Annotated in this window: 16 protein-coding genes; 9 read left to right on the top strand and 7 right to left on the bottom strand. The window is 68.8% G+C overall.

What is annotated here, in order from left to right:
* Nucleotides 1–50 precede the first annotated feature (50 nt).
* From uxaC to HEP75_RS21755, 3 genes are all read right to left on the bottom strand, one after another.
* On the bottom strand, nucleotides 51–1469 hold the full coding sequence (gene uxaC / locus HEP75_RS21765; protein ID WP_185826702.1) for a glucuronate isomerase: 1419 nt from the start codon (nucleotides 1467–1469) through the stop codon (nucleotides 51–53).
* Nucleotides 1470–1527: 58 nt separating this feature from the next.
* Complete coding sequence (locus HEP75_RS21760) at nucleotides 1528–2508, bottom strand: endo-1,4-beta-xylanase (protein WP_185824925.1); 981 nt, start codon at nucleotides 2506–2508, stop codon at nucleotides 1528–1530.
* Between the two features lie 96 nt (nucleotides 2509–2604).
* Nucleotides 2605–3915, bottom strand: coding sequence for an MFS transporter (locus HEP75_RS21755; protein WP_185824924.1), 1311 nt, complete (start codon nucleotides 3913–3915; stop codon nucleotides 2605–2607).
* A gap of 493 nt (nucleotides 3916–4408) precedes the next feature.
* Between HEP75_RS21755 and HEP75_RS21750 the strand changes: the two genes are divergently transcribed.
* From HEP75_RS21750 to HEP75_RS21730, 5 genes are all read left to right on the top strand, one after another.
* Nucleotides 4409–7348, top strand: coding sequence for a TonB-dependent receptor (locus HEP75_RS21750; protein ID WP_185824923.1), 2940 nt, complete (start codon nucleotides 4409–4411; stop codon nucleotides 7346–7348).
* 177 nt (nucleotides 7349–7525) lie between these two features.
* Complete coding sequence (locus tag HEP75_RS21745; protein ID WP_185824922.1) at nucleotides 7526–9010, top strand: MFS transporter; 1485 nt, start codon at nucleotides 7526–7528, stop codon at nucleotides 9008–9010.
* 31 nt (nucleotides 9011–9041) lie between these two features.
* Nucleotides 9042–10058: a glycoside hydrolase family 43 protein gene (locus tag HEP75_RS21740; RefSeq protein WP_185824921.1), complete on the top strand. Its 1017-nt coding sequence runs from the start codon at nucleotides 9042–9044 to the stop codon at nucleotides 10056–10058.
* 159 nt (nucleotides 10059–10217) lie between these two features.
* On the top strand, nucleotides 10218–10421 hold the full coding sequence (locus tag HEP75_RS21735; protein ID WP_038231978.1) for a DUF465 domain-containing protein: 204 nt from the start codon (nucleotides 10218–10220) through the stop codon (nucleotides 10419–10421).
* Nucleotides 10418–10987: a DUF488 domain-containing protein gene (locus HEP75_RS21730; protein ID WP_185824920.1), complete on the top strand. Its 570-nt coding sequence runs from the start codon at nucleotides 10418–10420 to the stop codon at nucleotides 10985–10987. Before HEP75_RS21735 ends, HEP75_RS21730 begins: the two co-directional genes overlap by 4 nt.
* Nucleotides 10988–11121: 134 nt before the next feature.
* On the opposite strand, the gene plsB is transcribed toward HEP75_RS21730, so the two are convergent.
* Nucleotides 11122–13785 carry a glycerol-3-phosphate 1-O-acyltransferase PlsB gene (gene plsB, locus HEP75_RS21725; RefSeq protein ID WP_185824919.1) on the bottom strand — a complete coding sequence of 888 codons (2664 nt, stop codon included), beginning with the start codon at nucleotides 13783–13785 and terminating at the stop codon, nucleotides 11122–11124.
* The gene (locus tag HEP75_RS21720; RefSeq protein WP_185824918.1) at nucleotides 13785–14738 is read right to left on the bottom strand and encodes a hypothetical protein; all 954 of its coding nucleotides are present in this window, start codon (nucleotides 14736–14738) and stop codon (nucleotides 13785–13787) included. The genes plsB and HEP75_RS21720 overlap by 1 nt, the downstream gene beginning before the upstream one ends.
* A 388-nt stretch (nucleotides 14739–15126) precedes the next feature.
* Here HEP75_RS21720 and HEP75_RS21715 point away from each other — a divergent pair, with 388 nt between their 5' ends.
* The 4 genes from HEP75_RS21715 (at nucleotide 15127) to HEP75_RS21700 (ending at nucleotide 24008) form a co-directional block, all read left to right on the top strand.
* Entirely contained in the window at nucleotides 15127–18192 is a 3066-nt protein-coding gene (locus tag HEP75_RS21715) for a discoidin domain-containing protein (protein ID WP_185824917.1), read from the top strand.
* Nucleotides 18189–19253 (top strand): LacI family DNA-binding transcriptional regulator, encoded by a 1065-nt coding sequence (locus HEP75_RS21710; RefSeq protein WP_185824916.1) that lies wholly within the window; start codon nucleotides 18189–18191, stop codon nucleotides 19251–19253. Before HEP75_RS21715 ends, HEP75_RS21710 begins: the two co-directional genes overlap by 4 nt.
* Before the next feature lie 92 nt (nucleotides 19254–19345).
* On the top strand, nucleotides 19346–22372 hold the full coding sequence (locus HEP75_RS21705) for a TonB-dependent receptor (RefSeq protein ID WP_185824915.1): 3027 nt from the start codon (nucleotides 19346–19348) through the stop codon (nucleotides 22370–22372).
* A gap of 118 nt (nucleotides 22373–22490) precedes the next feature.
* Nucleotides 22491–24008 carry a tryptophan halogenase family protein gene (locus tag HEP75_RS21700; RefSeq protein ID WP_185821561.1) on the top strand — a complete coding sequence of 506 codons (1518 nt, stop codon included), beginning with the start codon at nucleotides 22491–22493 and terminating at the stop codon, nucleotides 24006–24008.
* 201 nt (nucleotides 24009–24209) lie between these two features.
* Here HEP75_RS21700 and pyrF read toward each other — a convergent pair whose 3' ends face one another.
* Entirely contained in the window at nucleotides 24210–24944 is a 735-nt protein-coding gene (gene pyrF / locus HEP75_RS21695; protein WP_185824914.1) for an orotidine-5'-phosphate decarboxylase, read from the bottom strand.
* Nucleotides 24941–25837 (bottom strand): 5'-nucleotidase, lipoprotein e(P4) family, encoded by an 897-nt coding sequence (locus tag HEP75_RS21690; RefSeq protein ID WP_185824913.1) that lies wholly within the window; start codon nucleotides 25835–25837, stop codon nucleotides 24941–24943. The genes pyrF and HEP75_RS21690 overlap by 4 nt, the downstream gene beginning before the upstream one ends.
* Nucleotides 25838–26209: the final 372 nt, after the last annotated feature.

Here is a 26209-nt window from a genome sequence, read left to right as displayed (position 1 = left end):
TCGCGCAGGTTCGCGCGCCGACGCGGCGCCAACGCAAGCGACACCCGCTGTCACAGCCGGTAGGCCTGCTTCGGCAACCGATACGCCAGGTCCAGCGCAACCTCGGCCGCTTCGTCCTCGTCGAGGCGATGCTCGGCCACAAGTTTGGCCAGGAACGCGCAATCGACGCGGCGCGCGACATCGTGCCGCGCCGGGATCGACAGGAACGCGCGGGTGTCGTCGTTGAAGCCGACTGTGTTGTAGAAACCGGCGCTGGCCAGGGTCTGCTCGCGAAAGCGCCACATGCCTTCCGGCGCGTCATGAAACCACCAGGCCGGGCCGAGCAGCAGGGCGGGGTAGTGCCCGGCCAGCGGCGCCAGTTCGCGCGCGTAGGTGCTCTCGTCCAGGGTGAACAGGATCAGGGTGAAGCCGGGCGTGTTGCCGAAGCGGTCCAGCAGCGGCTTCAGCGCATGCACGTAGTCGGTGCGCAGCGGCAGGTCGGCGCCCTTGTCGCGGCCGTAGCGCGCGAACAGCGCGCGGTTGTGGTTGCGGAAGCAACCTGGGTGCAACTGCATCACCAGGCCGTCGTCCACGCTCATCGCCGCCATTTCGGTCAGCATCTGCGCGCGGAAGAGTTCCGCGTCCGCGGCGCTGGCGCCGCCACCGCGCACCCGCGCGAACAGCCGCGCCGCCTCGGCCGCGGGCAGGTCGGCGGTGGCCGCGCTGGGATGGCCATGGTCGGTGGAGGTGGCGCCCATCTGCGCGAAGAACGCGCGGCGCTGGCGATGCGCGCGCAGGTAGCCGTCCCAGGCGTACACGTCCTCGCCGGTCAGCTCGCCGAAACGGTGCAGCGCGTCGGGGAACTGCTCGTGCTCCGGGTCGATCACCGCGTCGGGGCGGTAGGCGGTGATCACCCGCCCGCTCCAGCCGCTGGCGCGGATCGTGGCGTGGTGCTGCAACGGATCCAGCGGCGATTCGGTAGTGGCGATCACCTCGATGCCGAACCGATCGAACAGCGCGCGCGGCCGGAATGCCGGTGTCTGCAGCGCCTCGCCGATGCGGTCGTAGTACAGGTCGGCGCTGGCCGCGTCCAGGCGCACGCGCAGGCCGAACACTTCGTGGAAGACATGGTTCAGCCACAGCGCCGACGGCGTGCCGCGCAGTAGCTGGAAGCGCTCGGCGAACACGCGCCAGGCCGCGCGCGGGTCCACCGCGGCGCGGCTGCCGTCGGCGCGCGGGATGCCCAGCGCATCCAGGTCCACGCCTTGGCTGTAGAGCATGCGGAACACGTAGTGGTCGGGCACCAGCAGCAGTTCGGTGGCGTTGGCGAACGGCGCATCCTCGGCGAACCAGGCCGGATCGGTATGGCCGTGCGGGCTGACGATCGGCAACGTGGCGACCTGCGCGTACAGGCGGCGCGCGATCGCGCGCATGCCCGGCTCCGGCGGCAGCAGGCGGTCGGGATGCAGGGACAGGGCGGGGGAGGACAGGGTCATGGTCGGGATGCGGGTCGTGGAATGATGATGGTCGGACGCAGCGTGTTTCGCGCTACGGCTTGCTCGCCACGTAGCCGCGCAGCCAGGCCAGCGCCGGGCGCTCGCTGCCGTCGTCGCGGATCAGGTAGGCGCCTTCCTTGTCGCGCCACAGGCCGCGGCGGAAGCCCCACAGGGTCACGCCGCGCACGCTCGGATGTTCCCAGAACAGCGGGAACACGCGTTGGTAGTCGGCCAGTTGCTGCGCATCGGTGGGACCGTCCAGGTCGAGTTCGGTGACGTAGATCGGCAACCCGGTCGCGGCCAGCGTGTCGAGGTTGGCGCGGTGGACCGAGATCGGCACGTCCGCCCGCGTCTCGAAAGCATGTTGCTGCAGGCCGATCGCATCGATCAGGCGCTCGCGCTGCAGCAGCTGGATGACGTGCAGGTACTGGCGCGTGGCGTCGGCACTGTTGGTGATGCCGTAGTCGTTGATCATCAGCTTGGCATGGGGGAAATGGCGCCGCGCCAGACGGAACGACTGCAGCACCCAGTCCCAGCCGGTGCTGCCGGCGCCGCCCAGCGCCTGCAGGTAGTTGCCGCTGTCGTCCTTCCTGTTGTCGGGCTGATTGTGGCCCGGCAGGGTTTCGTTGGCCACCTCCAGCAGGTCGATGTCCGGATAGCGCTGCGCCACCGCGGCGAACCACTGCTCGATCGCGGCGCGCTGCTCCGTCGGCGACAGCGTCCGCATCCACAGCGGCTGCTGGCTGCCCCAGATCAGCACGTGCATCTGGAACGGCATGTTGTTGCGCTTGGCGAGGTTGTAGGCCTCATCGAGCGCGCTCCAGTCCATGCGCCCGCGCACCGCTTCCACGCTGCCCCATTTGCCGGCGTTCTCGGGCGTGACCTTGTTCCAGTAGCGGGTGAAGTCCTGCGTCTGCGATGGGCCATAGGCGCTGCCCAGGAAGCGCTGCTTGCCGGCGGCCAGCGGCGCGGCGCCAGCCGCAGCGGAAACGGCCAGCGACAGTGCGAACAGGATCGATGCGATCGTTTTCATCATGGCATCTCGCGGTGGGATGGGATGGAACGTTGTCGGATGGATGCGGATACGCTCGCGCGTCTGCGCTTTTCGGCATGTGCTGGGCAGGCCCGATCAGGCATGGTCTTCCAACTGTGCCGGCTGCAGGCGCGGCGCCAGCCATTGCACCAGCGCCAGCGCCAGCAGGTAGGCCGAGCCGGCCATCAGGAACACCGGCACGTAACTGCCGGTGGCCTCGAGCAGGAAGCCGATGAAGGTGGCGATCAGCATGCCGCCGACCGCACCGGCGAAGCCGCCGATGCCGACCACGGTGGCCACCGCGTGGCGCGGGAACATGTCCGAGGGCAGGGTGAACAGGTTCGCCGACCAGCCCTGGTGCGCGGCGGTGGCCAGGCCGATCAGGCCCACCGCCAGCCACAGGTTGTCGGCGCGCGCGGCGAACACGATCGGCACCACCGACAGCGCGCAGATCAGCATCGCGGTCTTGCGCGCGCGGTTGACGCTCCAGCCGCGGGCGATGAAGCGCCCGGCGATCCAGCCACCGGTGATGCTGCCGACGTCGGCGAGCACGAAGATCACGATCAGCGGCGCGCCGAGCTGCAGCAGGCTCAGTCCGTACTCGGCATGCAGGAACTTGGGCAGCCAGAACAGGAAGAACCACCAGATCGGATCGGTGACGAACTTCGCCACCACGAACGCCCAGGCCTGGCGGTGGCGCAGCACCTGCGCCCAGCTCAGCCGTTGCATGGGTTCGGGCGGGTCGCTGCGGATATGCGCCAGTTCCGCCGCGCTCAGGCGCGGCTGCTGCTCGGGCGCGCGATAGTTCAGCCACCACACCGCCAGCCAGGTGGCGCTGAGCGCGCCGGTGAACAGGAACGCCGATTGCCAGCCCCAGGTGCTGGCGATCACCGGCACCAGCAGCGGGGCAACGATGGCGCCGATGTTGGAGCCGGAATTGAAGATGCCGGTGGCCAGCGCGCGCTCGCGCCGCGGAAACCATTCGGCCACGGTCTTGATCGCCGCCGGGAAGTTGCCCGATTCGCCCAGGCCCAGGAAGAAGCGCGCGATCGCGAAGCCGATGACGGTGGTGGCCAGCGCATGGCTCATCGCCGCCAGGCTCCAGATGCCGATCGCCAGCGCATAGCCGGCGCGCGTGCCGAAGCGGTCGATCACCGCGCCGCTGCACAGCAGGCCCAGCGCGTAGGCGGCCTGGAACGCGGTGACGATGTAGCCGTATTCGATCTCGTTCCAGCCGATCTGCACCTGCAGGAACGGCGCCAACACGCCGAGCACCTGGCGGTCGATGTAGTTGATGGTGGTGGCGGCCAGCAGCAGCGCGCAGATGCGCCAGCGCATGCGCCCCAGGCGCGTGCCGGTGACGGTGTCGACGGTGTCGGTCGCATCGGCGCCGGGCGAGGGAATCATGTGAGCGGCACCGGCATGGCGACCCGGATACACGCGCCGTGCTGCGGAGGTCTGCAGCGGCATGCGGCGCTGCATCCGTGCAGCTGTCGGATATTGCGATGCAGCACGCTATCTGCGCTGTTCCCGGCTCGGTGCATACGCTTCGATCCCCACAGGGCGCGGCGGTCGCCGCCGTTTGGTAGCGCTATCATTAGCACGCCGCCACAGGCGATCCATCGTGCACAGCAGCACGAAACGCGATGCCGACGCCGATATGCGACGTGCATCCGCCATACCAGGCGCACATTTTCCGAAATGTATCGGTGTGCAGCGGTTTTATGTTGCCCTGCAGCGTGACAGCCATCCTGGTAGCGCTAACATCCGCGGCCACTGCCCAAGCATGGGCATTTGAAGTCGCTGCACGTTTTTCCGTCACTCGGGCAATTCGTCGGCTGGTCGCTCCGCGTCACACTGCACGGGGCCGCAGGTCGCCTGTTTTTTGGGGAGGATCACGGTGAAGAACAGTTACGCGCGCACCACGTTGTCTCATGCACTGGCTACCGCATTGCTCGGCATGGCCGCCGGCAGCGCCTGGGCGCAGACCGCACCGCCCACAGAAGCCCCTGCGGCGCAGGCGGCGCCCGCGCCCGCGGCGGCCGGCGACGATGCGGTGAAGCAACTGGATACGGTCACCGTCTCCGGCTACCGCCGCAGCATCCAGTTCTCCACCGACGCCAAGCGCGATTCGGTGACCTTCAGCGATACCGTGTTCGCCGAGGACATCGGCAAGTTCCCGGACATGAACATCGCCGAGTCGCTCAACCGCATTCCCGGCGTGCAGCTCGCGCGCGACGTCAACGGCGAAGGCCTGAACATCGCCATCCGCGGCCTGGGCACCAGCTTCACCAAGACCACGCTCAACGGCGCCAGCATCGCCACCGCCTCGATCGGGATCAACGCGCAGAACCAGAACCGCGAGGTCGACCTCAACCTGTTTCCGACCGAGTTCTTCACCCAGCTGACGGTGAGCAAGACGCCGACCGCGAGCATGCTCGAAGGCGGCGTGTCCGGCGTGGTCGACATGCGCAGCGCGCGGCCGTTCGATCGGCCCGGTACGCATCTGACCTACCAGCTGCAGGGCGACTGGAACAGCACCAGCGAAAAGACCACGCCGCGCGGCGCCGTGATGGGCAGCTGGACCAACGAAGCCGGCACCTTCGGCGCGCTGTTCGGCGTGGCCTCGGTGCGCAGCAAGATCGGCGTGGAAGGGTTCGAGACGATCGGTTGGACCAATCCGGGCCTGACCTACGCGCAATGCGGGCTGACGCCGCCAGCCGGCACGCCGGCGACCAACCAACCGGCCGCGTGCAACGCCAACGGCGGCGGCAACTGGCGCATCCCCGACACCGTGCCGGTCACCGCTGGCGCCGGACTCACTCCGGGAGAGAGCATCGACGCAGCCTGGCTGCTGGCGCACAACCCCGGCCTGAGCATCGCGCAGATCAGCGACGCGCTGATCCCGCGCCTGGGCCGCCGCGTGCAGATGCAGGGCGACCGCGACCGCGACGCCTCGGTGATGTCGCTGGAATGGCGGCCCAGCGACACCGCGCATTTCTATCTGGACACGATGTTCTCCAAGGCCAAGCGCACCACCGATCGGACCAGCATGAACCTGATCGGGCGCAACGGGAACATGATCCCGCTGGACATGCAGCTGGACGGCAACAACGTCGTCACCGAGGCCACCTTCACCAACGCCCAGTACTTCCTGGAAGCGCGCCCGTACCACGAGGACGTCAAGTTCTGGAGCGTCAATCCGGGCGCCGAACTGCTGTTCGGCGCGAACCAGGACATCAAGCTCAACGTGCAGGCCAATGCCACGCGCAGCTGGATGGAGCGGCAGTCGCCGAGCATCCTGGTGACCTCGCCGTTCACCACCGTGGACTACAGCAACACCGGTGGCGACCAGCCCTCGATCGACAGCCCGCTGGACCTCAACGATCCGAACCTGGGCTGGAGCTGGACCGGCGGCCGGCTCAACATCAGCAACGAGAAGCGCGAGACCGAGACCCGCGGCGCCCGTGCCGACCTGCAGTTCGGTGAGGACAAGCGCAACATCAAGGTCGGCGTCGCCTACGACCAGGCCGAGCGCCGCATCCGCGGCTTCGACAACAGCACTGCCTGGGAGACCCTGGTGTGCCGCGGCGCCGGCACCACCTGCACCGGTGGCCCCGGCTCGCTGATCCCGCAATCGGCATTGGCCTCGTACCTGAAATCCGGCCAGGGCGGCTTCATCACCGTGGATTTCGATCGCTTCCTGCGCGACAGCGGCTACTACGGCCTGAGCGCCGCCGCGCCGGAGACCAACGCCGCCAATACCGGTGCCTCCACCGGCGGTATCGAGGAAAAGAACTGGGGTTTCTACGTCGAGACCAACGCCGAGACCGACGTGTGGAACCGGTCGATGCGCTTCAACGCCGGCGTGCGCTACGTGACCACCGACCAGACCATCAGCGGCCCGGTCACCGTCGGCGGGGTGCGCCGCTATCAGGTGCTGAATTCGGACTACAACGAACTGCTGCCCTCGTTCAACGTGGCCTGGGATGTGGCCGACAACGTGGTGCTGCGCCTGTCCGGCTCGCGCACGCTGACCCGGCCCGATCCCAGCGCGATGCTGCCCAACACCAACTTCAGCGATCCCTCCGCGCAGACCGCCACCCAGGGCAATTCCAACCTGGCGCCGTACCGCTCCACCAACGTGGACATCGGCGGCGAGTGGTACACCGGCGGCGAAGGCTTCGTCGGCCTGACCCTGTTCGACAAGCGCATCGACGGCTTCACCGTCAACGGCGTGCGCCGCATTCCGTTCCAGGACCTGGGCGTGGCCTACAGCGACCTGACCGCGACCCAGCAGGCCGCGATCGACCAGCGCGGCGGGCCGAACGCGGCCACCGTGGACGTGCAGACCCAGGTCAACGCCGACGGCACGCTCAACATCCGCGGCCTGGAAGCGATCTGGGTGCAGCCGCTGGACCGCCTGCTCGACGGCCTGGGCTTCAGCCTCAACTACACACACGTCAAGCAGGAGTCCGAGGGCGACGGCATCCAGGCGGTGGCGGTGGGCGTGGCGCCGAACCTGTGGAACGGCACGGTGTACTGGGAGAAGAACAACGCCTCGGTGCGCCTGTCCTACGCCTGGAACGACGACATGATCATTTCCGGCGCCAACCAGAACGGCATTCCGGATGCGCGGCTGATGGCCGACGCGCGCGGACAGCTGGACCTGTCGGCCAGCTACACGCTGGCGTGGATGCGCTCGGCGCCGCAGATCACCCTCAACGTCACCAACCTCACCGACGAACCGCTGCGCACCACCTTCCAGTATCCGAACGCCACCTACGACCTGTACCAGCCCGGGCGCACCATCATGCTCGGCATCCGCGGCTCGTTCTGATCCTGGCGCCGGGCGCGGTGCCCCGCTGCGGCGAGGCACCGCGCGCGCGGCCGGCAGCGGGCCTGCCGCCAGACGCGCCGCAACCGCTGCACCTGCTTCCGCGTTCGCCGTACCCTCGTCCTCCGGCCCCTCTCCCGGCGGAGAGGGCAGCAAGCTCCTCCCGCGACTCCCAGGCCCATGACCAGCACGCACCGCCTCCCGCTCAGCGAAAAGATCGGCTACAGCCTGGGCGACCTGGCCGCCAACCTGATCTTCCAGACCCTGATCACGTTCCTGGCGTTCTTCTACACCGACATCTACCGCATCCCCGCCGGCACCGCGGCCACGCTGATCTCGGTGGTCGGCATGTTCGGCGCGCTGGTGTTCACGCCGCTGGTGGGCGTGCTCGCCGACCGCACGCGCACGCGCTGGGGCAAGTTCCGGCCGTGGATCCTGTGGACCGCGCTGCCGTTCGGCGCGATCTCGCTGCTCGCCTTCAGCACCCCGGCGCTGAGCGAGCAGGGCAAGGTGATCTACGCGTTCACCACCTACACCTTGCTGGTGCTGATCTACGTCGCCAACAACCTGCCGTATTCGGCGCTCAGCGGCGTGCTCACCGGCAGCATGGAGCAGCGCAACAGCCTGTCGGCGTACCGCTTCTTCGCGGTCACCATCGCCCAGTTCGTGATCCAGGTGCTGCTGCTGCCGCTGGTGCTGATCCTCGGTAACGGCGACAAGGCGCAGGGCTTCCAGCGCACCATGGCGCTGTTCGCGGTGGTCGGCACGATCTGCTTCCTGATCACCTTCCTCACCACCCGCGAGCGGGTGCTGCCGATCGCCGCCGAACCGTCCAGCGTGCGCAAGGACCTGGGCGACCTGGTCCGCAACAAGCCGTGGCTGGTGATGCTGGCGCTGACCATCCTGGTGTTCGTCAACCTGGCGATGAAGGGCGGCATGTACGTGTACTACTTCAAGTACTACCTGGATGCGGCGGCGTTGACGCGCTTCCTCGACCAGGCCGGGTTCAACGGGTTCATCGCCGGCATCAACGGCTTGCTCGCCAGTGCCGGGCTGACCGCACTGCACTGGCCGCAGGACGCGCCGACCTCCGCCTTCAGCGTGTTCAGCGCCGGCGGGATCCTGGCGATGATCGTCGGCATCGGCTGCTCCAAGCGCCTGGCCGACCGCTACGGCAAGCGCAACGTGTTCGGCGCCGCGTTGCTGGTGTCCACGCTGTTCCTGCTGGCGTTCGCGGTGTATCCGCCGCAGGCGATCGGCCTGGTGTTCGGCTCCTACGTGCTGCACGGGTTCTTCTACGGCATCACCATCCCGTTGCTGTGGGCGATGATCGCCGACGTGGCCGACTACTCGGAGTGGAAGAACCACCGGCGCGCCACCGCGATCATCTTCTCGGCGATGCTGTGCGGGCTGAAGGTCGGCCTGAGCGTGGGCGGCGCGCTGGTCGCCGGCCTGCTCGCGTTCTACGGCTACGACGCCGCGCTGCCGCAGCAGAGCGCCGCGGTGACCGGCGGCATCCGCCTGGCGGTCAGCGTGTACTGCGCGATCCCGTTCCTGCTCGGCGTGGCGCTGCTGTTCCTGTACGAGATCGACAAGGCGCTGGAGTCGCGCATCGAACGCGACCTGGACACGCGCCGCCTGCAGGCCGCCGCGCTCGGCAACTGACGCTTCCTCCCCCTCACGCTCTAGGTACGCAATGTCCGCCGACACCGATGCCGCAGACCTGCGCAGGCTGGCCAGCAAGGCCATCTCGCAACCCCTGGTGACCCACATGTACACCGCCGATCCGTCGGCGCACGTGTTCGAGGGCGCGTTGTACATCTATCCCTCGCACGACATAGACGCCGGCATCGCCTTCAACGACGACGGCGGCCATTTCGACATGGAGGACTACCACGTGTTCCGCATGGACAGCGCCGACGGCCCGGCGGTGGACTGCGGCGTGGCGCTGCATGTGAACGACGTGCCGTGGGCGCAGCGGCAGATGTGGGCGCCGGACGCGGCGTGCAAGGACGGACGCTACTACCTGTATTTCCCGGCCAAGCGCGCCGACGGCATCTTCCAGATCGGCGTGGCCATCGGTGCGCGCCCGGAAGGACCGTTCGCCGCCGAGCCGCAGGCCATCGACGGCAGCTACTCGATCGATCCGGCCGCGTTCGCCGACGACGACGGCGAGCACTACCTGTATTTCGGCGGGATCTGGGGCGGGCAGTTGCAGAAGTACCGCGACAACGCGTATGCGCAGGCGCACGAGGAACCGGTCGATGCCGAGCCGGCGCTGGGGCCGCGCGTGGCGCGGCTACGCGCGGACATGACCCAGTTCGCCGAGCCGCCGCGCGAGGTCAGCATCGTCGACGAACACGGCCAGCCGCTGCTGGCCGGCGACCATGCGCGCCGTTTCTTCGAAGCGCCGTGGCTGCACAAGTACGGCGGCCGCTACTACCTGTCGTATTCGACCGGCGACACGCATCTGCTGTGCTACGCGATCGGCGATTCGCCCTACGGCCCGTTCACCTACCAGGGGCCGCTGCTGAGCCCGGTGGTCGGCTGGACCACGCACCACTCCATCTGCGAGTTCCAGGGCAAGTGGTACCTGTTCTATCACGACGCCATGCTGTCCGGCGGCGTCACCCACCTGCGCTCGATCAAGCTCACCGAACTGCAGCACGACGCGCAGGGGCGCATCGCCCTGGTCCATCCGTACGGGGAGTGAGGGCGGCGCGGGGCCGGTCGGTGCGCGCAGCCGGCCGCGACCGTCGCGCCGGAACGGATCACCGGTTCGCGATTCCCCCGGCAGGGTGCCGCCGCCGATCCAGCTGCCGTCGCCGGGCACGGTGACGGCAGCCCCATCGGCTGTGTATGCTCGGGCCTAGTGGAAGACATGACGCCCGCCGAGATCTCCTTGCGCATCGACGCCCTGCGTCGCGAGCACCGTGCGCTCGACGAACAGATCCAGCGCACCCCGGCCAACCTCGACGACGAACTGCAGGCCAAGCGGCTGAAGAAGCGCAAGCTGCAGCTCAAGGATTGCATCATGCGCCTGGAAAACCTGCTGATCCCCGACGAACCGGCGTGAGCGCGGCGACGTTCTTCAGCGTCGGCCATTCCACGCGGCCGCTGGACGAATTCCTGGACATCCTGCACGGCGCGCAGATCGCGCACCTGGCGGACGTGCGCGCGTTTCCGTACTCGCGCCGCTTCCCGCAGTTCGACGGCAGCGCACTGGCGCGCAGTCTGGCCGCGGCCGGCATCGGCTACAAGCACTTCCGCGCGCTGGGCGGGCGCCGCGGCAAGCAACCAGGCATCGACCCGCAGCGCAACGGCCATTGGCGCAGCGTCAGCTTCCACAACTATGCCGACTACGCGCTGGGCACCGAATTCGGCGAGGCCTTCGCCCAGCTTCGCGACCTCGGCAGCCGTGGCGCGTGCGCGGTGATGTGCGCAGAGGCCTACTGGCGCCAGTGCCACCGCCAGATCATCTGCGATCACCTGTTGCACCACGGCCACCCGGTGATCCACCTGATCGATGCCAGGCGCCAGGAGCCGGCGGTCCTCAACCCCGCCGCGCGCAGCGATGCGAATGGGCAGCTGGTGTATCCGGCGGATGTCGCGCCGGTCACCGGCGATCTGTTCGGCGGCTGAGCGATTCGCTCCGTACGATCTCACCTGTAGGAGCGGCTTCAGCCGCGACAGGGTCTCGCCGGGTGGTGTCTGTCGCGGCTGAAGCCGCTCCTACAGGACTGTCGCTAGCGGCGAGAAACACATACGGCGGCCGCTCAATCCTGCGGCACCACCGGCTCTTCCGGCTTCGCCGCCTCCGGGCTGACCCGCTCGATCGTATGGCGCAGTTCGCGACCTAGGATGAACTTGGCGTCCTTGGCCCATGCGTCCAGGCGCTCGTCGAACATCAGCTTGCTGTTCTCGTCCGGCCACACCAGCTTCAGTTCGCGCAGCTTCTGGATGAAGCCGCGGAACAGGGTCTTGTCGAAGAACTCCGGCGCGGCCGGGGCGTATAGCAGGCTCAGGCGTTGCGCGGCCTGCTGGCACAGGCTTTCCAGTTCGCCGGCGCCGAGCTTGCCGGGGCCGTTCTTGACCAGCACCGAAATGGCGATGTAGTAGCGCTCGAACGCCTGCTGCAGCGAATGCCCGATCGCGCGCAGGCGGAACACCTCGTCGGTCTGCCCGGTGTTGCGCGCCAGCACGCCGCCGTCGTCGTCGTTGACCTGCAGCAACAGCCCTTCGCGTGCGAACACCTCGATGGTGCGCTCGATGCGTTCGGCGAACTGGTCCTCGCTCCACGGCAGGAACAGTTCGGCCTGCAGGAACGGGTACACGGTGCGGCCCAGCCGCAGCAGGCCGGAGCGGCTCATGCGGCGGTTGTTCTGGAAACAGCACGCCACCCACGAGGAGGCGGTGAACAGGTGCAGCACGTTGTTGCGGAAGTAGCTCAGCAGCACCGCGTTGTCGCCGTTGACGCTGAGCACGTCGCCGAGCGGATGCGGCGTGCGGGTCAGCACGTTGATCTCCTCGGCGTGGGCGATGATGCGCTCGGGCGAATGCGGGGTGACGGTGACCCGGTCCGAGTACGGCAGTTCGGCCAGCAGCTTCTTGCACAGTTCGATCTGCGCGATCAGGTCGGCTTCGCCCATCGCGTGCTTGGGCGTGGACAACAGCGCCAGCGCCAGCAGGTTGACCGGATTGACGTCGGCGGCGGCGTTGATGTGCACCTGGATCTGCTCGGCCAGCGCATCGACGGTGCCGTTCAACCAGCTCGGTTTCTCGTCCTCGCCCAGCGGCTGGCCGTCCCAGTCCGGCGCGCGCTGCGCCAGCACCTGGCTCAGCGAAATCGGCTCGCCGAAGTTCACCACCACCTGGCCGTAGTTCTGCTTGAGCACCTTGGGGATGTTCCACAGCAGGCCCCAGATCGATTCCTTCTCCTTGGGCCGGCCGCTGAGTTCGTCGAGATAGCTGTTGCCTTCCATCAGCTTCTCGTAGCCGACGTAGATCGGCTGGAACAGTACCGGCTTGCGCGGCTGGCGCAGGAACGCGCGTAGGGTCATCGCGATCATGCCGCCCTTGGGCTGCAGCAACCGGCCGGTGCGCGAGCGCCCGCCTTCGACGAAGTACTCGATCGAGTAGCCGCCGGCCACCAGCTGCGCCACGTATTCGCTGAGCACCGCCGAGTACAGCGCGTTGCCGCGGATCGAGCGGCGGATGAAGAACGCGCCGCCCTTGCGCAGCAACTGTCCGACCACCGGCAGGTTGAGGTTGATGCCGGCCACGATGTGCGGCGGCACGATGCCGCGTTCGTACAGCAGGTAGGACAGCAACAGGTAGTCCATGTGGCTGCGGTGGCTGGGTACGTAGATCACTTCGTGCCCGGGCGCGGCCTCTTTGAGCTTGTCCAGGTGGTGCACCAGCACGCCGGCGTAGATGCGGTTCCACACGTGGGTGAGCAGGAAGCTGGCCGAGCGCACCACCGGGCTGGAGTAGTCGGCGGCGATTTCCCAGGCATAGGCGTGGGCCTTGCGCCAGGCGTCCATCGGCTTGCTGTTGTCGCGCTTGGCCTGCGCGGCGATCGCCTCGCGCACCGGCTCGGCGGCCAGCACCTGGTCCACCAGCAGGCGCCGGGTCGACAGGTCCGGCCCGATCACCGCCTCGCGGATGCGCCGGAAATGGGTGCGCAGCACGCGCTGCAGCTTGCGCACGGTGCGTTCCGGCGGCAGCCCTTCCTCGATCGTCAGCCGCATCGACACCGGCGGGGCGAAGCGCACGATGGTGCTGCGGCCGTTGAGCAGCACGCCGAGCAGGCGGCGGAAGCTGCCGACCAGCGCCCAGTTTTCCGAGAACAGCACCGCGAACCAGCCGCTCTGCTTGTCCGGGGCGCGGCCGACGAAGATCGACACTGGCACCAGGTGGATGTCCAGGTCCGGGCGTTCGCGGTGCGCCTGCAGCAGCTTGGCCAGCGAATCGGAGTGGGTTTTGGCGCCGCGCTGCTCGGGGATCAGCGCGTTGTTGCTGCTGCGCCGCGACAGCGCCAGGTAGGCGCGCTTGCGCCCCAGCGGGTCGCCGGGCAGCGGCACCAGCGGCGACGGCAGGCCGGCCTCGCGGCAGGCCTTGTCCAGGATCAGCGCGTTGGACAGGCCGTAGTCCTCCAGCACGTAGACCACCGGGCGGCCGTCGTCGTACTGGCCGGGTTCGGCCGGCTCGATGTTCAGGCCCAGCCACGGATCGGCCACGCGCCCGAGCAGGCGCGCCCACAGCGGCCGCTTGGCGGCGCGCGCGGCGAGCACCGGGCTCGGCAGCGCGGCGGCCGGCGGCACGCTGCCGGCGGCATCGCCACCGGTCGCGGAGGCGGGCGCGTGCGCCGGGTCCGAGGCGCGCGCAGCCGCAGCGTCGTCGGGGAAGGGGAGGGGATTTTGTTCTGGCATCGGCGTCATTATCGCTTAGCCGGCGTTGCGGGGTCGGCGGGCGGCGCCGTCGGCGCCGTCGGCGCTTCGGCCGGAGCCGTGTGCGGTGCCGCGGCGGCGGCCAGCAACGCGTCCACCTCGTGCAGGGTATCGCGCAGGTACCAGCGGCCCTGGCGGCGCACCAGGACCGCGGTGGTGTCGATCTGCGCGCTGCCCAGCGGGTACTGGATGCGCACCACCGCCTGATCGCCCTGCTGGCTGACCAGCCCGGTGCGCAGTTCGCGCGCGCTGGCGTCCAGGTCCAGGCCATAGCCGGCCAGCACCGTCTTCAGCTCGCCCAGGAATGGCCCGAGCCGCTGCAGGCTCTGCTCCATGCCCAGGCCGCGCAGGTCGGCGTCGCTGCGCAGACCGGTGCGGCGCGCGGCGGCGCTGAGCTGCGCGATCGCCGCCTGCGCGCGCTTGCGCTCGGCCAGCGGCGCGTGTTCGGCCCAGCCGCTCAGCGCCTGCACCAGTTGCACGTAGTGGCCGCGCTGTTCCGGGGTGTAGTCGCCCTGGTTGCGCAGGTATTGCACGCCGAACAGGCCCAGCGAGTGCGCGGCCTGGCGCAGGCTCGCGGTCTGTCCGCCGAACTGCGCGTCGAAGGCGCGCTGCAGCTGGCGTTCGGCATCCGGCGCGGACAGCGTGTCGAGCACTTCGGGCAGGCGTTCGGCCAGCGGCAACTGGGTCAGCGGCCAGCGGCTGCGGTCCTCGCTCCAGGCCTGTTGCAACCGTTGATAGTGCGCGGGCGGCACCGCGGCGCGGGCATAGCCGGCCAGGTCGTTGCGCTGCAGCGTATGCGCCAGCTCGCGCACGGCCGCGGCCGGTTCGGCGCTGGCGCCGGGCAGCTCGGCGGGGCTGCGCTTGCACCCGGACAGGGCCAGCGCGGCCAGCAGCAGCGCGGGAACGACATGCAAGGGCGTGAGCCGGGTCGGACGTGGCGACATATGGTGCTGGCTCGTTCCCCAAAACGTTCCGCATCTTGCTGGGCGCGCGCGATTCGGGCAAGCCGTGCGCCGCTGGCGGTGCGGTCGTGGCGATTGCCGCGGCTGGATGCCGATGTCGCATCGGGACAATTCCTGACCCGACCGGACCGGTCGAGACAACGATGTCGCTGCGATGTCGGCGTATCGCACAGTGTGCCGCCACATTACGCAATGTTGCGGCGCATCATGTAACCGCTTGCAGTTGCTGTTACCGTCCGCCCACCTTGCCTCGAGGTGGTACTGGACGGGGGTCCCAGTGCGATACATGTCCGAAATCTTCCGCGCACTGTGTCACGCTGGTATCGGCCGTGGCGGATTGACCCTGGCCGGCGTCCTGTGTGGCCTGGCCATGACCCTGCCCGCGCACGCGCAGGACGGCTGTTTGCCGCCGCGCGAGGCATGGCGCGCGTCCAGTTCTTCCAGCCAGGTCAAGGCGCAGGCGATCGGTTACCTGATCGACGGCGATGCCACCACCCGCACCGGCGGCGCGTTCAGTCCCGGCCATTGGTTCCAGGTCGATCTGGGTCGCGAGGCGCGGCTCGGCGGCGTGCGCCTGCAATGGGACAGCGCCAATCCGGAAGGTTTCCTGCTGCAGGCCTCGCGCGACGGCCAGCGCTGGGACACGGTCTACACCATGGCCGATTCGATGGGCGGCACCGAGACGCTGTTCTTCGCGCCGCGTAGCGCGCGCTACCTGCGCCTGGCCAGTCCCGAACGCACCGCCGACTGGGGCATCTCGATCTTCGAGATGGAGCCGCTGGGCGAAGCGGCCAGCGCGCGCCTGCGCGGCGTACCGGCGGATGCGGCGGCCGCCCTGTGGCAAGGCGGCATGGCACTGGCCATGCCCGGCAAGGGCGCGCAGCCGCGGCAACTGGACATCGCCTTCCCGCGCGCCTTCGCCAGCGCCGGGCTGGTCGTCGAATTCGCCGGCACGCATGGCGCGGCGCGGCTGCAGGCGCAGGATGCCGCGGGCCGTTGGCGCACGCTGGCCGAGGATCCGCAGGCCGGGCAGAGCGACAGCGCCTATCTGGCCGGCACCGCGCCGGTCGAGGCGCGCGCGCTGCGGCTGAGCGTGGATGCCGCGCCCGGCGCCGCCGCACCGGCGCTGCGCCGCCTGCGCCTGCTCGGGCCGAAGGCGGTGATGACGCCGATGAAGCGTTATCAGGTCGCCGCGCAGCGCGGCCAGGGCGCGCTGTTCCCGGCCTCGCTGCACATGCAGCAGACCTACTGGACCGCGGTCGGCATCCACGCCGGGCGGCAGAAATCGATCTTCGACGAGTACGGCAACCTGGAGGCGTGGAAGGGTGCGCCGCTGGTGCAGCCGCTGTGGCGCGATGCGTCCGGCACCGCCGCCGGCGCCGACGGCCATGCGCTGACGCATGCGCTGCGCGATGGCTGGAAGCCGATGCCGTCGGTGAGCTGGTCGCCGCAGCCGGGGCTGGAACTGCGCAGCGAGACCTTCACCATCGAACACGGCGGGCAACCGGTGACGCTGCTGCGCCACCGCCTGCGCAATACCGGCAGCAGCCCGGTCAGCGGCACGCTGTCGCTGCTGGTGCGGCCGATGCAGATGAATCCGCCGTGGCAGAACGGCGGCCTGTCGCCGATCCACGACATCGCCGTCGAGGACGCCAAGGTGCGCGTCAACGGCCGCCTGCTGCTGGAATCGCTGAGCGCGCCCAGCGGCGCCGGCGCCGAGGCGTTCGGTACGCACGGGGAAACCGAGATCACCCGCCACGTCGCCGCCGGCACCGTGCCGTCGCAGCGCGCAGCGCAGGACGCCGACGGCCTGGCCGCGGCGATGCTGAACTACGCGGTGACGCTGGCGCCGGGCGCGCAGCAGGACGTGGTGCTGGCGTTCCCGCTCGGTACCGCCAGCGCCGATGCGCAGGGCCGGTTGCCGCCTGCACCGGCGCTGGATCGCGCCGCGATGCTCGGCGCCGATGCGCGCACTCCCGGCCGCGGCTTCGACGCCCTGGCCGAGCGCGTGTCCGCCGACTGGCAACGCCGGCTCGGCAACGTCGGCCTGAGCCTGCCCGACGCCAGCCTGGTCGACATGCTGCGCGCGCAGGCCGCGTACATGCTGATCAATCAGACCGGCCCGGCGATGCAGCCCGGCCCGCGCAACTACAACCGCTCCTTCATCCGCGACGGCATGGCCACCTCGGCGATCCTGCTGCGCATGGGCCAGGCCAAGGTCGCGCGCGACTACCTGCAGTGGTACAGCGACCACGCGGTGCACCCGAACGGACTGGTGTCGCCGATCCTCAACGACGACGGCAGCGTCAACGACGGCTTCGGCTCGGACCTGGAATACGACAGCCAGGGCGAATACATCACCCTGGTCGCCGACGTGGCGCGCCTGGACGGCGGCCCGGACAGCGTGCGCGCCTACCTGCCGAAGGTGAAGCTGGCGATGCAGTTCATGCAGCAACTGCGCGAGCGCACCCTGGTGCCGGGCTACATGGCCGAGCAGCCAGCGCCGGAACGCTTCCGCGGCATCCTGGCGCCGTCGATCAGCCACGAAGGCTATTCCAGCCCCACCCACAGCTACTGGGACGACTACTGGGCGCTGAAGGGCTGGCACGACGGCGCGTGGCTGGCCGAGTCGCTGGGCGATGCGGAGACCGCGGCCTGGGCGCGCGAGCAGTACGCTGCGCTGCGCACCTCGCTGGCCGCCTCGATCCGCGCCACGATGGCCTGGAAGGGCGCCGACTTCATCCCCGCGGCGGCCGACCTGGGCGACGGCGATCCGAGCAGCGTGTCGATCGCGCTGGATCCCACCGGCCAGCAGGACCTGCTGCCGGAACCGGCGCTGCGCACCACCTTCGCGCGCTATCTCGACGACGTGCGCAAGCGCAAGCAGCCCAACGCGCTGTGGGCGTATTCGCCGTACGAGATGCGCAACGTGCTGACCTACGTGCACCTGGACCAGCCGCAGGTCGCCGACGAACTGCTGCAGGACATGCTGCGCGACCGCCGCCCGTTCGAATGGCAGGTGCTGGCCGAAGTTGTGCATTCGCGGCCGCGCTTCCCGCGTTACCTCGGCGACATGCCGCACACCTGGATCGGCGCCGAGTACGCGCGCACCGTGTTCGGCATGCTGATGCACGAGGGCGACGACGCGCTGGTGCTGCTGCCGGGCACGCCGCCGGCCTGGGTCGAGGGCGAGGGCCTGGCGGTGCAGCGCCTGCCCACCGCGTACGGCCAGTTGAGCATGCGCGCGCGTCAGCGCGGCGACATGCTGCGGATCGAGCTCGGCAGCGGCCTGCGCGCGGGCACCGCGGTGCGCGTGGCATGGCCCTCGCGCACGCGGCCGGTGCAGGTACGCGTGGACGGGCGGCGCATCGATGCCTACGACGCCGCCGGCGTGGTGCTGTCCAAGCCGTTCCGGACCCTGGAGGCACGCTGGTGAATCCGCGCATCGCACACGCGCCGGAACAGCGCGCCAGCATCACCATCAAGGACGTGGCGCGCCTGGCCAACGTCTCGGTGGCGACGGTGTCGCGCACCATGAACGGCCACCAGCACGTGGCCGAACCGGTGCGCGCGCGCGTGCTGGAAGCCGCGCGCACCCTGCACTACGTGCCGCACCACGCCGCGCGCAGCCTCAGCAGCCGCCGCACCCACACCATCGGCGTGGTGTTGCCCGACCTGCACGGCGAGTTCTTCTCCGAGCTGATCCGCGGCATCGACACGGTCGCGCGCGAGCGCGGCCTGCATCTGCTGGTGTCCAGCTACCACGGCGAGCCGGAAGAGCAGCGGCTGGCGGTGCGGCGCATGCCCGGACGCGTGGACGGGCTGCTGATCATGTCGCCCTATCTGAGCACCGATGCCGACGAGGCCGCCGACATGCTGCCCGGCACGCTGCCGGCGGTGCTGATGAACTGCGCCGAGCGCATCGCCGACGCGCAGGTGCTCAACGTGGACAACTACGGCGGCGCGCGGGCGATGACCCGCCACCTGCTCGACAGCGGCCACCGCCACATCGCCTTCATCGCCGGGCCGGACGACAACTTCGACGCGCGCGAGCGCCTGCGCGGCTACCGCGACGAGTTGCACGAGCGCAGTGCGCAGACGCTGCCGCGGGTGCTGCCGGGCGACTTCGACGAAGCCTCCGGCTACCGCGCCGGACAGGCGCTGCTGCAGGGCGAGCGCCCGGACGTGGTGTTCGCGGCCAACGACATGATGGCGCTGGGCTGCCTGTTCGCCTTCACCCACGCCGGCCTGCGCGTGCCCGACGATATCGCCCTGGCCGGGTTCGACGACGTGCCGATGGCGCGCTACGTACACCCGGCGCTGACCACGATGCGGGTGGACATTGCCGGCTTCGGCGCGCGCGCGATGCAGATGCTGATCGCCGCGCTGGAACCGCAGTCCGCCGCGGCCGCCGCAGAGGCCCCGCTCGCCACCGATATCGCTCCGCAACTGATCGTCCGTGCGTCCAGTGCCCAGCGAGGAACCGCCATGGACTGACACCGCCCGTCGCGCTCCACCCTCACCGTTTGCATCCAACTAGAAGAAAACACCGAATGAACCCGTTTACTGCCCTGGGAGGGGTTTCTGTCATGAAGAGAAAGCGTTCCGCTTCCAATATGCCCGCACGCAGCCTGCTGTGCTGCGCCCTGGCGACCAGCCTGTTCGCAACGATGCCGGCGATGGCGCAATCCAGCAACGCGATCCTGCGCGGCCAGGCCCAGGCCGGCGCCGAAGTGGTCGTCACCAACACCGCCACCGGCTCGGTGCGTCGCACGCCGGTAGGCGCCAACGGCAACTACACCGTGATCGGCCTGCCGCCGGGCAGCTATACGGTCGAGTCCAACGGCGTCAAGCGCAGCGTGACGCTGCAGGTCGCCTCCTCGTCCACGGTCGATCTCGACGCCAGTGCGGCTGCCGCGCCGAGTGGCGACGCCACCACGCTGGGCACGGTCAACGTCACCGCGCCGCCGTCGCTCAAGGACGTCAAGACCTCCGAGGTCGGCAACGTCGTCTCGCTGCACCAGATCCAGCAGCTGCCGCAGGCCACGCGCAACTTCCTCGAGTTCGCCGACATCGTGCCGGGCATGGTCTTCACCATCGACGGCAACGGCAACACCAAGCTGCGCGGCGGCGCCGCCAACGCCAGCGCCGGCAACCTGTACATCGACGGCGTCGGCCAGAAGAGCTACGTGCGCAGCGGCGGCATCGCCGGCCAGGCCGACACCCAGGGCAACCCGTTCCCGCAGCTGGCGATCGGCGAGTACAAGGTCATCACCTCCAACTACAAGGCCGAGTACGGCCAGGTCAGCGGCGCGGCGATCACCGCGGCGACCAAGTCCGGCACCAACGAGTTCCACGGCGAGGCGTTCTACCGCTACACCGACCAGGACCTGCGCGACAAGCGTCCGGACGAGGACAACGGCAAGATCGATTCGCAGACCAAGGAATACGGTTTCTCCCTGGGCGGCCCGATCCTGCAGGACCGCATGCACTTCTTCGTCGCCTACGAAGGCAAGGAGAACGTCGCGCCCAAGAGCGTGCAGGCCGAGGCCAATGCGCAGCCCTTCGTCGGCGTGTTGCCGGCCAACCTGTCCAGCCAGTTCGGCGCGGCGAACATGCCGTTCGAAGAGGACTTGGTGTTCGGCAAGATCGATTTCGAGCCGACCGATCGCGACCGCATCGAACTGAGCACCCTGTACCGCGACGAGACCCAGATCGCCAACGTCGGCGGCCTGAACACGCCTGAGCAGGCCACCAACAAGATCAACAAGGACAAGCGCTCGACCCTGCGCTGGCAGCACAGTGCCGACAGCTGGTACAACGAGCTGATCGTGGGCACCGAGGATTCGGAGAACAACCCGACCGCCAAGACGCTCGGCAACGGCATCCTCTACAAGTACCTGGCACCGCGCGCCGGCTCCACCGATGTCGACGAGTACACGTTCCTGGCCACCGGCTCGGCCGGCGGCTCCACCGTGCAGCGCAAGAGTCAGAAGGGCTGGTTCCTGCAGAACGACCTGACCTTCACCAGCTTCGAGTGGCATGGCGAACACACCATCAAGATGGGCGTGAACTACAAGGACGTGAAGCTGACCTCGCAGGACGCGGCAGCGGTGAACCCGCAGTTCAGCTACGCTGTCGATGCCAATGGCGTCGCCGCCACGCCGTACCGCGTGGATTTCGTCGCCCCGTACACCACGGCCGGGCAGCGGGCGACGGTGGAGTCGCCGTCCAAGCAGTACGGCATCTACATCCAGGACGACTGGGCCGCCACCGACAAGTTGATGATCAACGTGGGCGTGCGCTACGACTACGAAGATACCCCGGCCTATACCGACTTCGTCACCTCGCAGGCCTTCGTCGATGCGCTGTACGGCGACGATCCCGACAACCCCGGCCAGCCCTGGGCCAACCGCCTGCTGCCCAGCGGCATCAATGCGGCCGATTACATCAGCACCGGCAAGAACCGCAAGAACTTCAAGGACGCCTGGGCGCCGCGTCTGGGCTTTTCGTACGATTTCTTCGGCGACGAGACCGCAGTGCTGCACGGCGGTGCCGGCCGTTCCTACGACCGCAACCTGTTCGAGCAGCTCGCGCTTGAAACCAGCAAGGCCGCGCTGTCGCCGGTCGCGGTGTACTTCGAGAACCCGGCCACCGGCCAGTGCTTCCGCAACGATCGCACCTGCGCTCCGTGGGATCCGCGGTTCCTCAACGGCGTGGACCAGCTGAACACCATTCCTGGCGTCAGCGGCAGCGCCGAGCTGTTCATTTTCAACAACAACATCAAGACGCCGTACAGCGACCAGTACAGCATCGGCATCAGCAACCAGGTCGGCGACTGGTTGACCGACGTGACCTTCCAGCGCGTGCTCAGCTACGACGGCTTCGTTATGTCGCTGATCAACCGTTATCCGGACGGTTCCTACTTCCAGAACGGCAGCGTGCCGTGGGGCGAGCCGGTACCGGGCTACCAGAACACGATCATCGGCAACAATGGCCTGGAGCAGCGCAGCAGCCAGTTCCTGCTGTCGGCGGAGAAGCCGTACACCAAGGAATCGGGCTGGGGCCTGTCGCTGTCCTACACCCACACCAGCGCGCGCCAGAACCGCAACATCGACGAGCCGTTCGCGTTCGACAAGCCGACGGTCGGCGACTATCCGTTCGTGAAGTCCGATGCGGTCTCGGCGCACCGCTTCGTCGCCTCCGGCTCGATCGACGGTCCGTGGGGCGTCACCTTCGGCGCCAAGGTGGTGTTGGCCACGCCCGAGCCGATCAACACCATCGCCTGCTACGGCAAGGTCGATGCGGATGGCGGCACCTGCCAGCAGGTCGGCGTCACTCCGCCGGGCAGCGGCAAGTTCCTGGTCGGCGGCAAGATCTGGGGTTACCGCACGGTCGACTTCCAGGCCAGCAAGGACTTCTCCGTGTACAACGACTTCAAGCTGTCGGCGCGCATCAACCTGCTCAACGCCTTCAACTTCAAGAACTACTCGTCGTATGCGTACAACGGTTTCGGCACCAATGGGAGTTTCGATCCGGACATCACCATCAACAGGACCGGCGAGATCAACTACGTCCCGCGCACCGTGACCTTCGAGATCGGCGCCAAGTTCTGATCCACCGCAGCATCCACGCGCGTGCCCGACCGGCGCGCGTGGGGTTTTTCCGGACGGGGCCGCTTGGCCCCGTTCGCGTATCGGATACTCCCTTCTTTCCGTACAGGACCGCGCACGCATGATCGCCGCCCCTCTCCGCAACCTGGTCATCGTCGGCGGCGGCACCGCCGGCTGGATGGCCGCCGCCGCGCTGGCGCGCGTGCTGGGCCCGGACTACCGCATCACCCTGATCGAGTCGGAACAGATCGGCATCGTCGGCGTCGGCGAGGCCACCGTGCCGCACATCAAGGCCTTCAACAACCTGCTCGGCATCAACGAAGCCGAGTTCGTGCGCCAGACCCAGGGCAGCTTCAAGCTCGGCATCGAGTTCGTCGACTGGCACCGGCCGGGCACCTCCTATATCCACGGCTTCGGCACCGAGATCGGGCATACGCTCGGGTTGCTGCCGTTCCAGCAGTATTGGTTCAAGCAGGCGCTGGCCGGCAAGGCCAAGCCGCTGGGCGCGTATACGCTCAACACCGTGGCCGCCAAGCGCGGCAAGTTCATGACCTCGGCCAGCGATGCGCCGCCCAATTCGCCGCTGGCCAACATCGCCTACGCCTACCATTTCGATGCCTCGCTGTACGCGGCGTTCCTGCGCCGCTACTCCGAGCAGCGCGGGGTGACCCGGCGCGAAGGCATCGTCGAGGAGGTGCAGCTGCATCCTGAATCGGGCGATGTGCTCTCGGTACGGCTGGCCTCGGGCGAGGTGATCACCGGCGACCTGTTCATCGACTGCTCCGGGTTCCGCGGCCTGCTGATCGAGCAGGCGCTGCATACCGGCTATCACGATTTCACCCATTGGCTGCCGTGCGACCGCGCGCTGGCGGTGCCCTGCGCCAAGGTCGGCCCGCCGACGCCGTACACCCGCGCCACCGCGCGCGCGGCCGGCTGGCAGTGGCGCATCCCGCTGCAGCACCGCACCGGCAACGGCTACGTGTATTCCAGCGCGCACATCAGCGACGACGAAGCCGCGGCCACGCTGCTGGCCAACCTGGATGGCGCGGCACTGGCCGATCCGCGCCCGCTGCGCTTCGTCACCGGCCGCCGCAAGCAGGTGTGGAACCGCAACGTGATCGCGCTTGGCCTGGCCAGCGGCTTCATGGAGCCGCTGGAATCCACCAGCATCCACCTGATCCAGTCCGGCATCTCCAAGCTGCTGGAGCTGTTCCCGCGCGAGGGCATCAGCCCGGTGCTGGTGCAGCGCTACAACGACCGCATCGCCTTCGAGTTCGACCGCATCCGCGATTTCCTGGTGCTGCACTACACCGCCACCGAGCGCGACGACAGCGACTTCTGGCGGCAGTGCCGCAACATGGCGATCACCCCCGAGTTGCAGGCGACGTTGGACCTGTTCGGCGACAGCGGCCGCTTCTACCGCAACGGCGACGAGATGTTCGCCGAGATCAGCTGGGTGCAGGTGATGGTCGGGCAGGGCATCCTGCCGCGCGCCTACCACCCGCTGGTGGACCAGGTGCCGGCCGCGGACATCGAACGCTTCGTCGCCAGCATCGAGCAGACCATCGGCCATTGCGTGGACGCGATGCCGCCGCACCAGGCCTTCATCGACCGCTACTGCGCCGCCGCGCCGCGCTGAGCGGGCCGCCCGGCCGCGCGCCGGCATAAAAAAAAGAGGCTCGCGCACCAAGGCGCGGGCCTCTTCAAAATCCGACCGAAGCCGGAGAACGGTTTGTGGCGCATCTCCGGCAAAGCCGGACGCTGCGCATGCTACCGGCAGTACGCAGCTAATGCAATGGTTTAAGTTTTATTGGCTAAGTCTTTGATATTTATTGATCGGTCAGCGCGCTGCCGCATTCGCCAGGGTGGCAGCGATCTCGCGCTGGATCGCTTCGGCCGCGGCGCGCGGGTCGGCGGCCTGGCGGATCGGGCGGCCGACCACGATCGCATCGGCGCCGTCGGCGAAGGCTTGGGCCACGCCGACGGTGCGCTGCTGGTCGTCGCCGACCGGGCCGCCGGGGCGGATGCCCGGGCACACGATCGAGAAGCCGGCGCCGGCGGCGCGGCGGATCGGCGCCGCTTCCTGGCCGGAGGCGATGACCCCGTCGATGCCGGCCGCCTGCGCGGCCAGGGCACGTTCCACCACGACGTCCTGCGGTTCGCGGTCGATGCCCATCGACGCCAGGTCGGCGCGGCCCATCGAGGTCAGCACGGTCACCGCCAGCAGGCGCATGTCGCCGCCGTTGGCCGCGGCCGCGGCCTGCATCATCGCCGGGTGCCAGCCGTGGATCGTGCAGTAGTCCACCGGCCACTGCGACAGGCGCCGGATCACCCCGCCGACGGTGGCCGGGATGTCGAAGAACTTCAGGTCCACGAACACGCGCTTGCCGCGCGCCGCCAGCGTCTCCAGCACGTCGAAGTACTCGCCGGAGGCCAGCAGTTCCATGCCGATCTTGTAGAACGCCACCGAATCGTCGAGCCGCTCGATCCACTGCAGCGCCTCGGCGCGGCCGGGCACGTCGAGGGCGAAGATCAGCCGTTCGCGCGCCTCGAGCGCCAGCGGCGCGCGGCTCACTGCGCCAGCTCCAGCGCGTCGCGCTTGGCCTGGTGGCGCGCGGCGCGCGGCTGCGCGAAATCGTTGTTGAACAGCGCCGGCTCCCAGGAGCCGTAGCTGGGATTGGGCAGCATCCACCAGCGCTCGCCGAACCAGTCGTGGTACTGCTGCAGCAGCTGCGCGCGACCGTCCGGGGTGTTGGCCACGACCTGCACGAAATCGCCGAGCTGGTCGCCGAACTGCATCAGCACGCGGTACTGCTGGCCGACCAGCTTGCGCCGGCAGTTCTTCTCCGAGCCGTTCTGCTCGCAGTCTTTGACCACCGTGCCCAGGCCCAGCAGCACGCTGTTGTCGGCCACTGGCAGGCCGGCGCTGCGCAGGTTGGCCAGGGTCGCGTCGGTCAGGTGCACCGCGCGGTTGGACACGTACAGCACGGTGATGCCCTTGGCGCTGGCCGCCTTGGCGAAATCGACCACGCCGGGGATCGGCTTGGCCTTCTTCTCGGCTACCCACTGGTCCCAGCTGACCTCGTCGAACTCCTTGCCGTTGCGGATCAGCCGCGCCTGGTACGGCGAGTTGTCCAGCACGGTTTCGTCCACGTCCATCACCACCGCCGGCTTCAGCCCGGCCGCGGCGTTGCCGCGTTCCTCCGGCACCAGCGCGTCCCAGTTCGGCTCCTGCAGCGCCGCGTCCAGGCGATCGGCGGCGGCGCGGTAGGTCTGCTCGGCGACCGCCCGGTACTCGGCCGAGCGCTGCATCCACAGCACCGCGTTGAGGTTGTCGTCGCCGGCCACGGCGGCGTCGGCGGTCTTGGCGGCCGGCGGTGTCGCGGCATCGGTGGCCGGCGCCTGCGGCTTGCAGGCGGACAGGGCGAGCACGGCGCAGGCCAGTGCGGTGCGGGCGATCGGGGTCATCGGGCGCGGGAACCTAGGCGGGGAATCGACCGATTTTAGCGGGTTGCGGCGGCGCTGGCGCTGCGGCACTGCCGTAGCGGCCGCGCCCGGGCGTGGCCGCGATGCATATTCCCGCGGGCGCCGAAGCGGACGCGCTCGACGCCTCGCCGTGTAACAAGTGTGCGCAAGGTCCATGGAAAGCGCGACCGGGTTCATGGAAGCGCATCAAAGCTAGGGAATTCCCCCACAGGGCGTCAGGTAGCTCCGGATTGTGCGATTGCTGTGGTCTGCACCACAGTCTGCCTCGCCTGCGCGCGATGCGCAGTGCACTCGGAAGGATGCGATCGACGCCCTGCGCCTAGCGGGGATACGCCGGATGCGTGACAGGGGAAG

Source organism: Xanthomonas sp. SI (assembly GCF_014236855.1).
Taxonomy (GTDB): Bacteria; Pseudomonadota; Gammaproteobacteria; order Xanthomonadales; family Xanthomonadaceae; genus Xanthomonas_A.
The sequence above is the reverse complement of the archived record's forward strand: the minus strand, read 5'-3'. Positions and strand labels throughout refer to the sequence as shown.

What these genes read in the sequence shown, in the direction of transcription:
- HEP75_RS21760 (WP_185824925.1), bottom strand. Translation starts at nt 2,508, where the DNA reads ATGAAAACGATCGCATCGATCCTGTTCGCACTGTCGCTGGCCGTTTCC.
- HEP75_RS21715 (WP_185824917.1), top strand. Translation starts at nt 15,127, where the DNA reads ATGACCCTGCCCGCGCACGCGCAGGACGGCTGTTTGCCGCCGCGCGAG.
- HEP75_RS21745 (WP_185824922.1), top strand. Translation starts at nt 7,526, where the DNA reads ATGACCAGCACGCACCGCCTCCCGCTCAGCGAAAAGATCGGCTACAGC.
- HEP75_RS21690 (WP_185824913.1), bottom strand. Translation starts at nt 25,837, where the DNA reads ATGACCCCGATCGCCCGCACCGCACTGGCCTGCGCCGTGCTCGCCCTG.
- plsB (WP_185824919.1), bottom strand. Translation starts at nt 13,785, where the DNA reads ATGACGCCGATGCCAGAACAAAATCCCCTCCCCTTCCCCGACGACGCT.
- HEP75_RS21755 (WP_185824924.1), bottom strand. Translation starts at nt 3,915, where the DNA reads ATGATTCCCTCGCCCGGCGCCGATGCGACCGACACCGTCGACACCGTC.
- HEP75_RS21720 (WP_185824918.1), bottom strand. Translation starts at nt 14,738, where the DNA reads ATGTCGCCACGTCCGACCCGGCTCACGCCCTTGCATGTCGTTCCCGCG.
- HEP75_RS21705 (WP_185824915.1), top strand. Translation starts at nt 19,346, where the DNA reads ATGAAGAGAAAGCGTTCCGCTTCCAATATGCCCGCACGCAGCCTGCTG.
- HEP75_RS21700 (WP_185821561.1), top strand. Translation starts at nt 22,491, where the DNA reads ATGATCGCCGCCCCTCTCCGCAACCTGGTCATCGTCGGCGGCGGCACC.
- HEP75_RS21740 (WP_185824921.1), top strand. Translation starts at nt 9,042, where the DNA reads ATGTCCGCCGACACCGATGCCGCAGACCTGCGCAGGCTGGCCAGCAAG.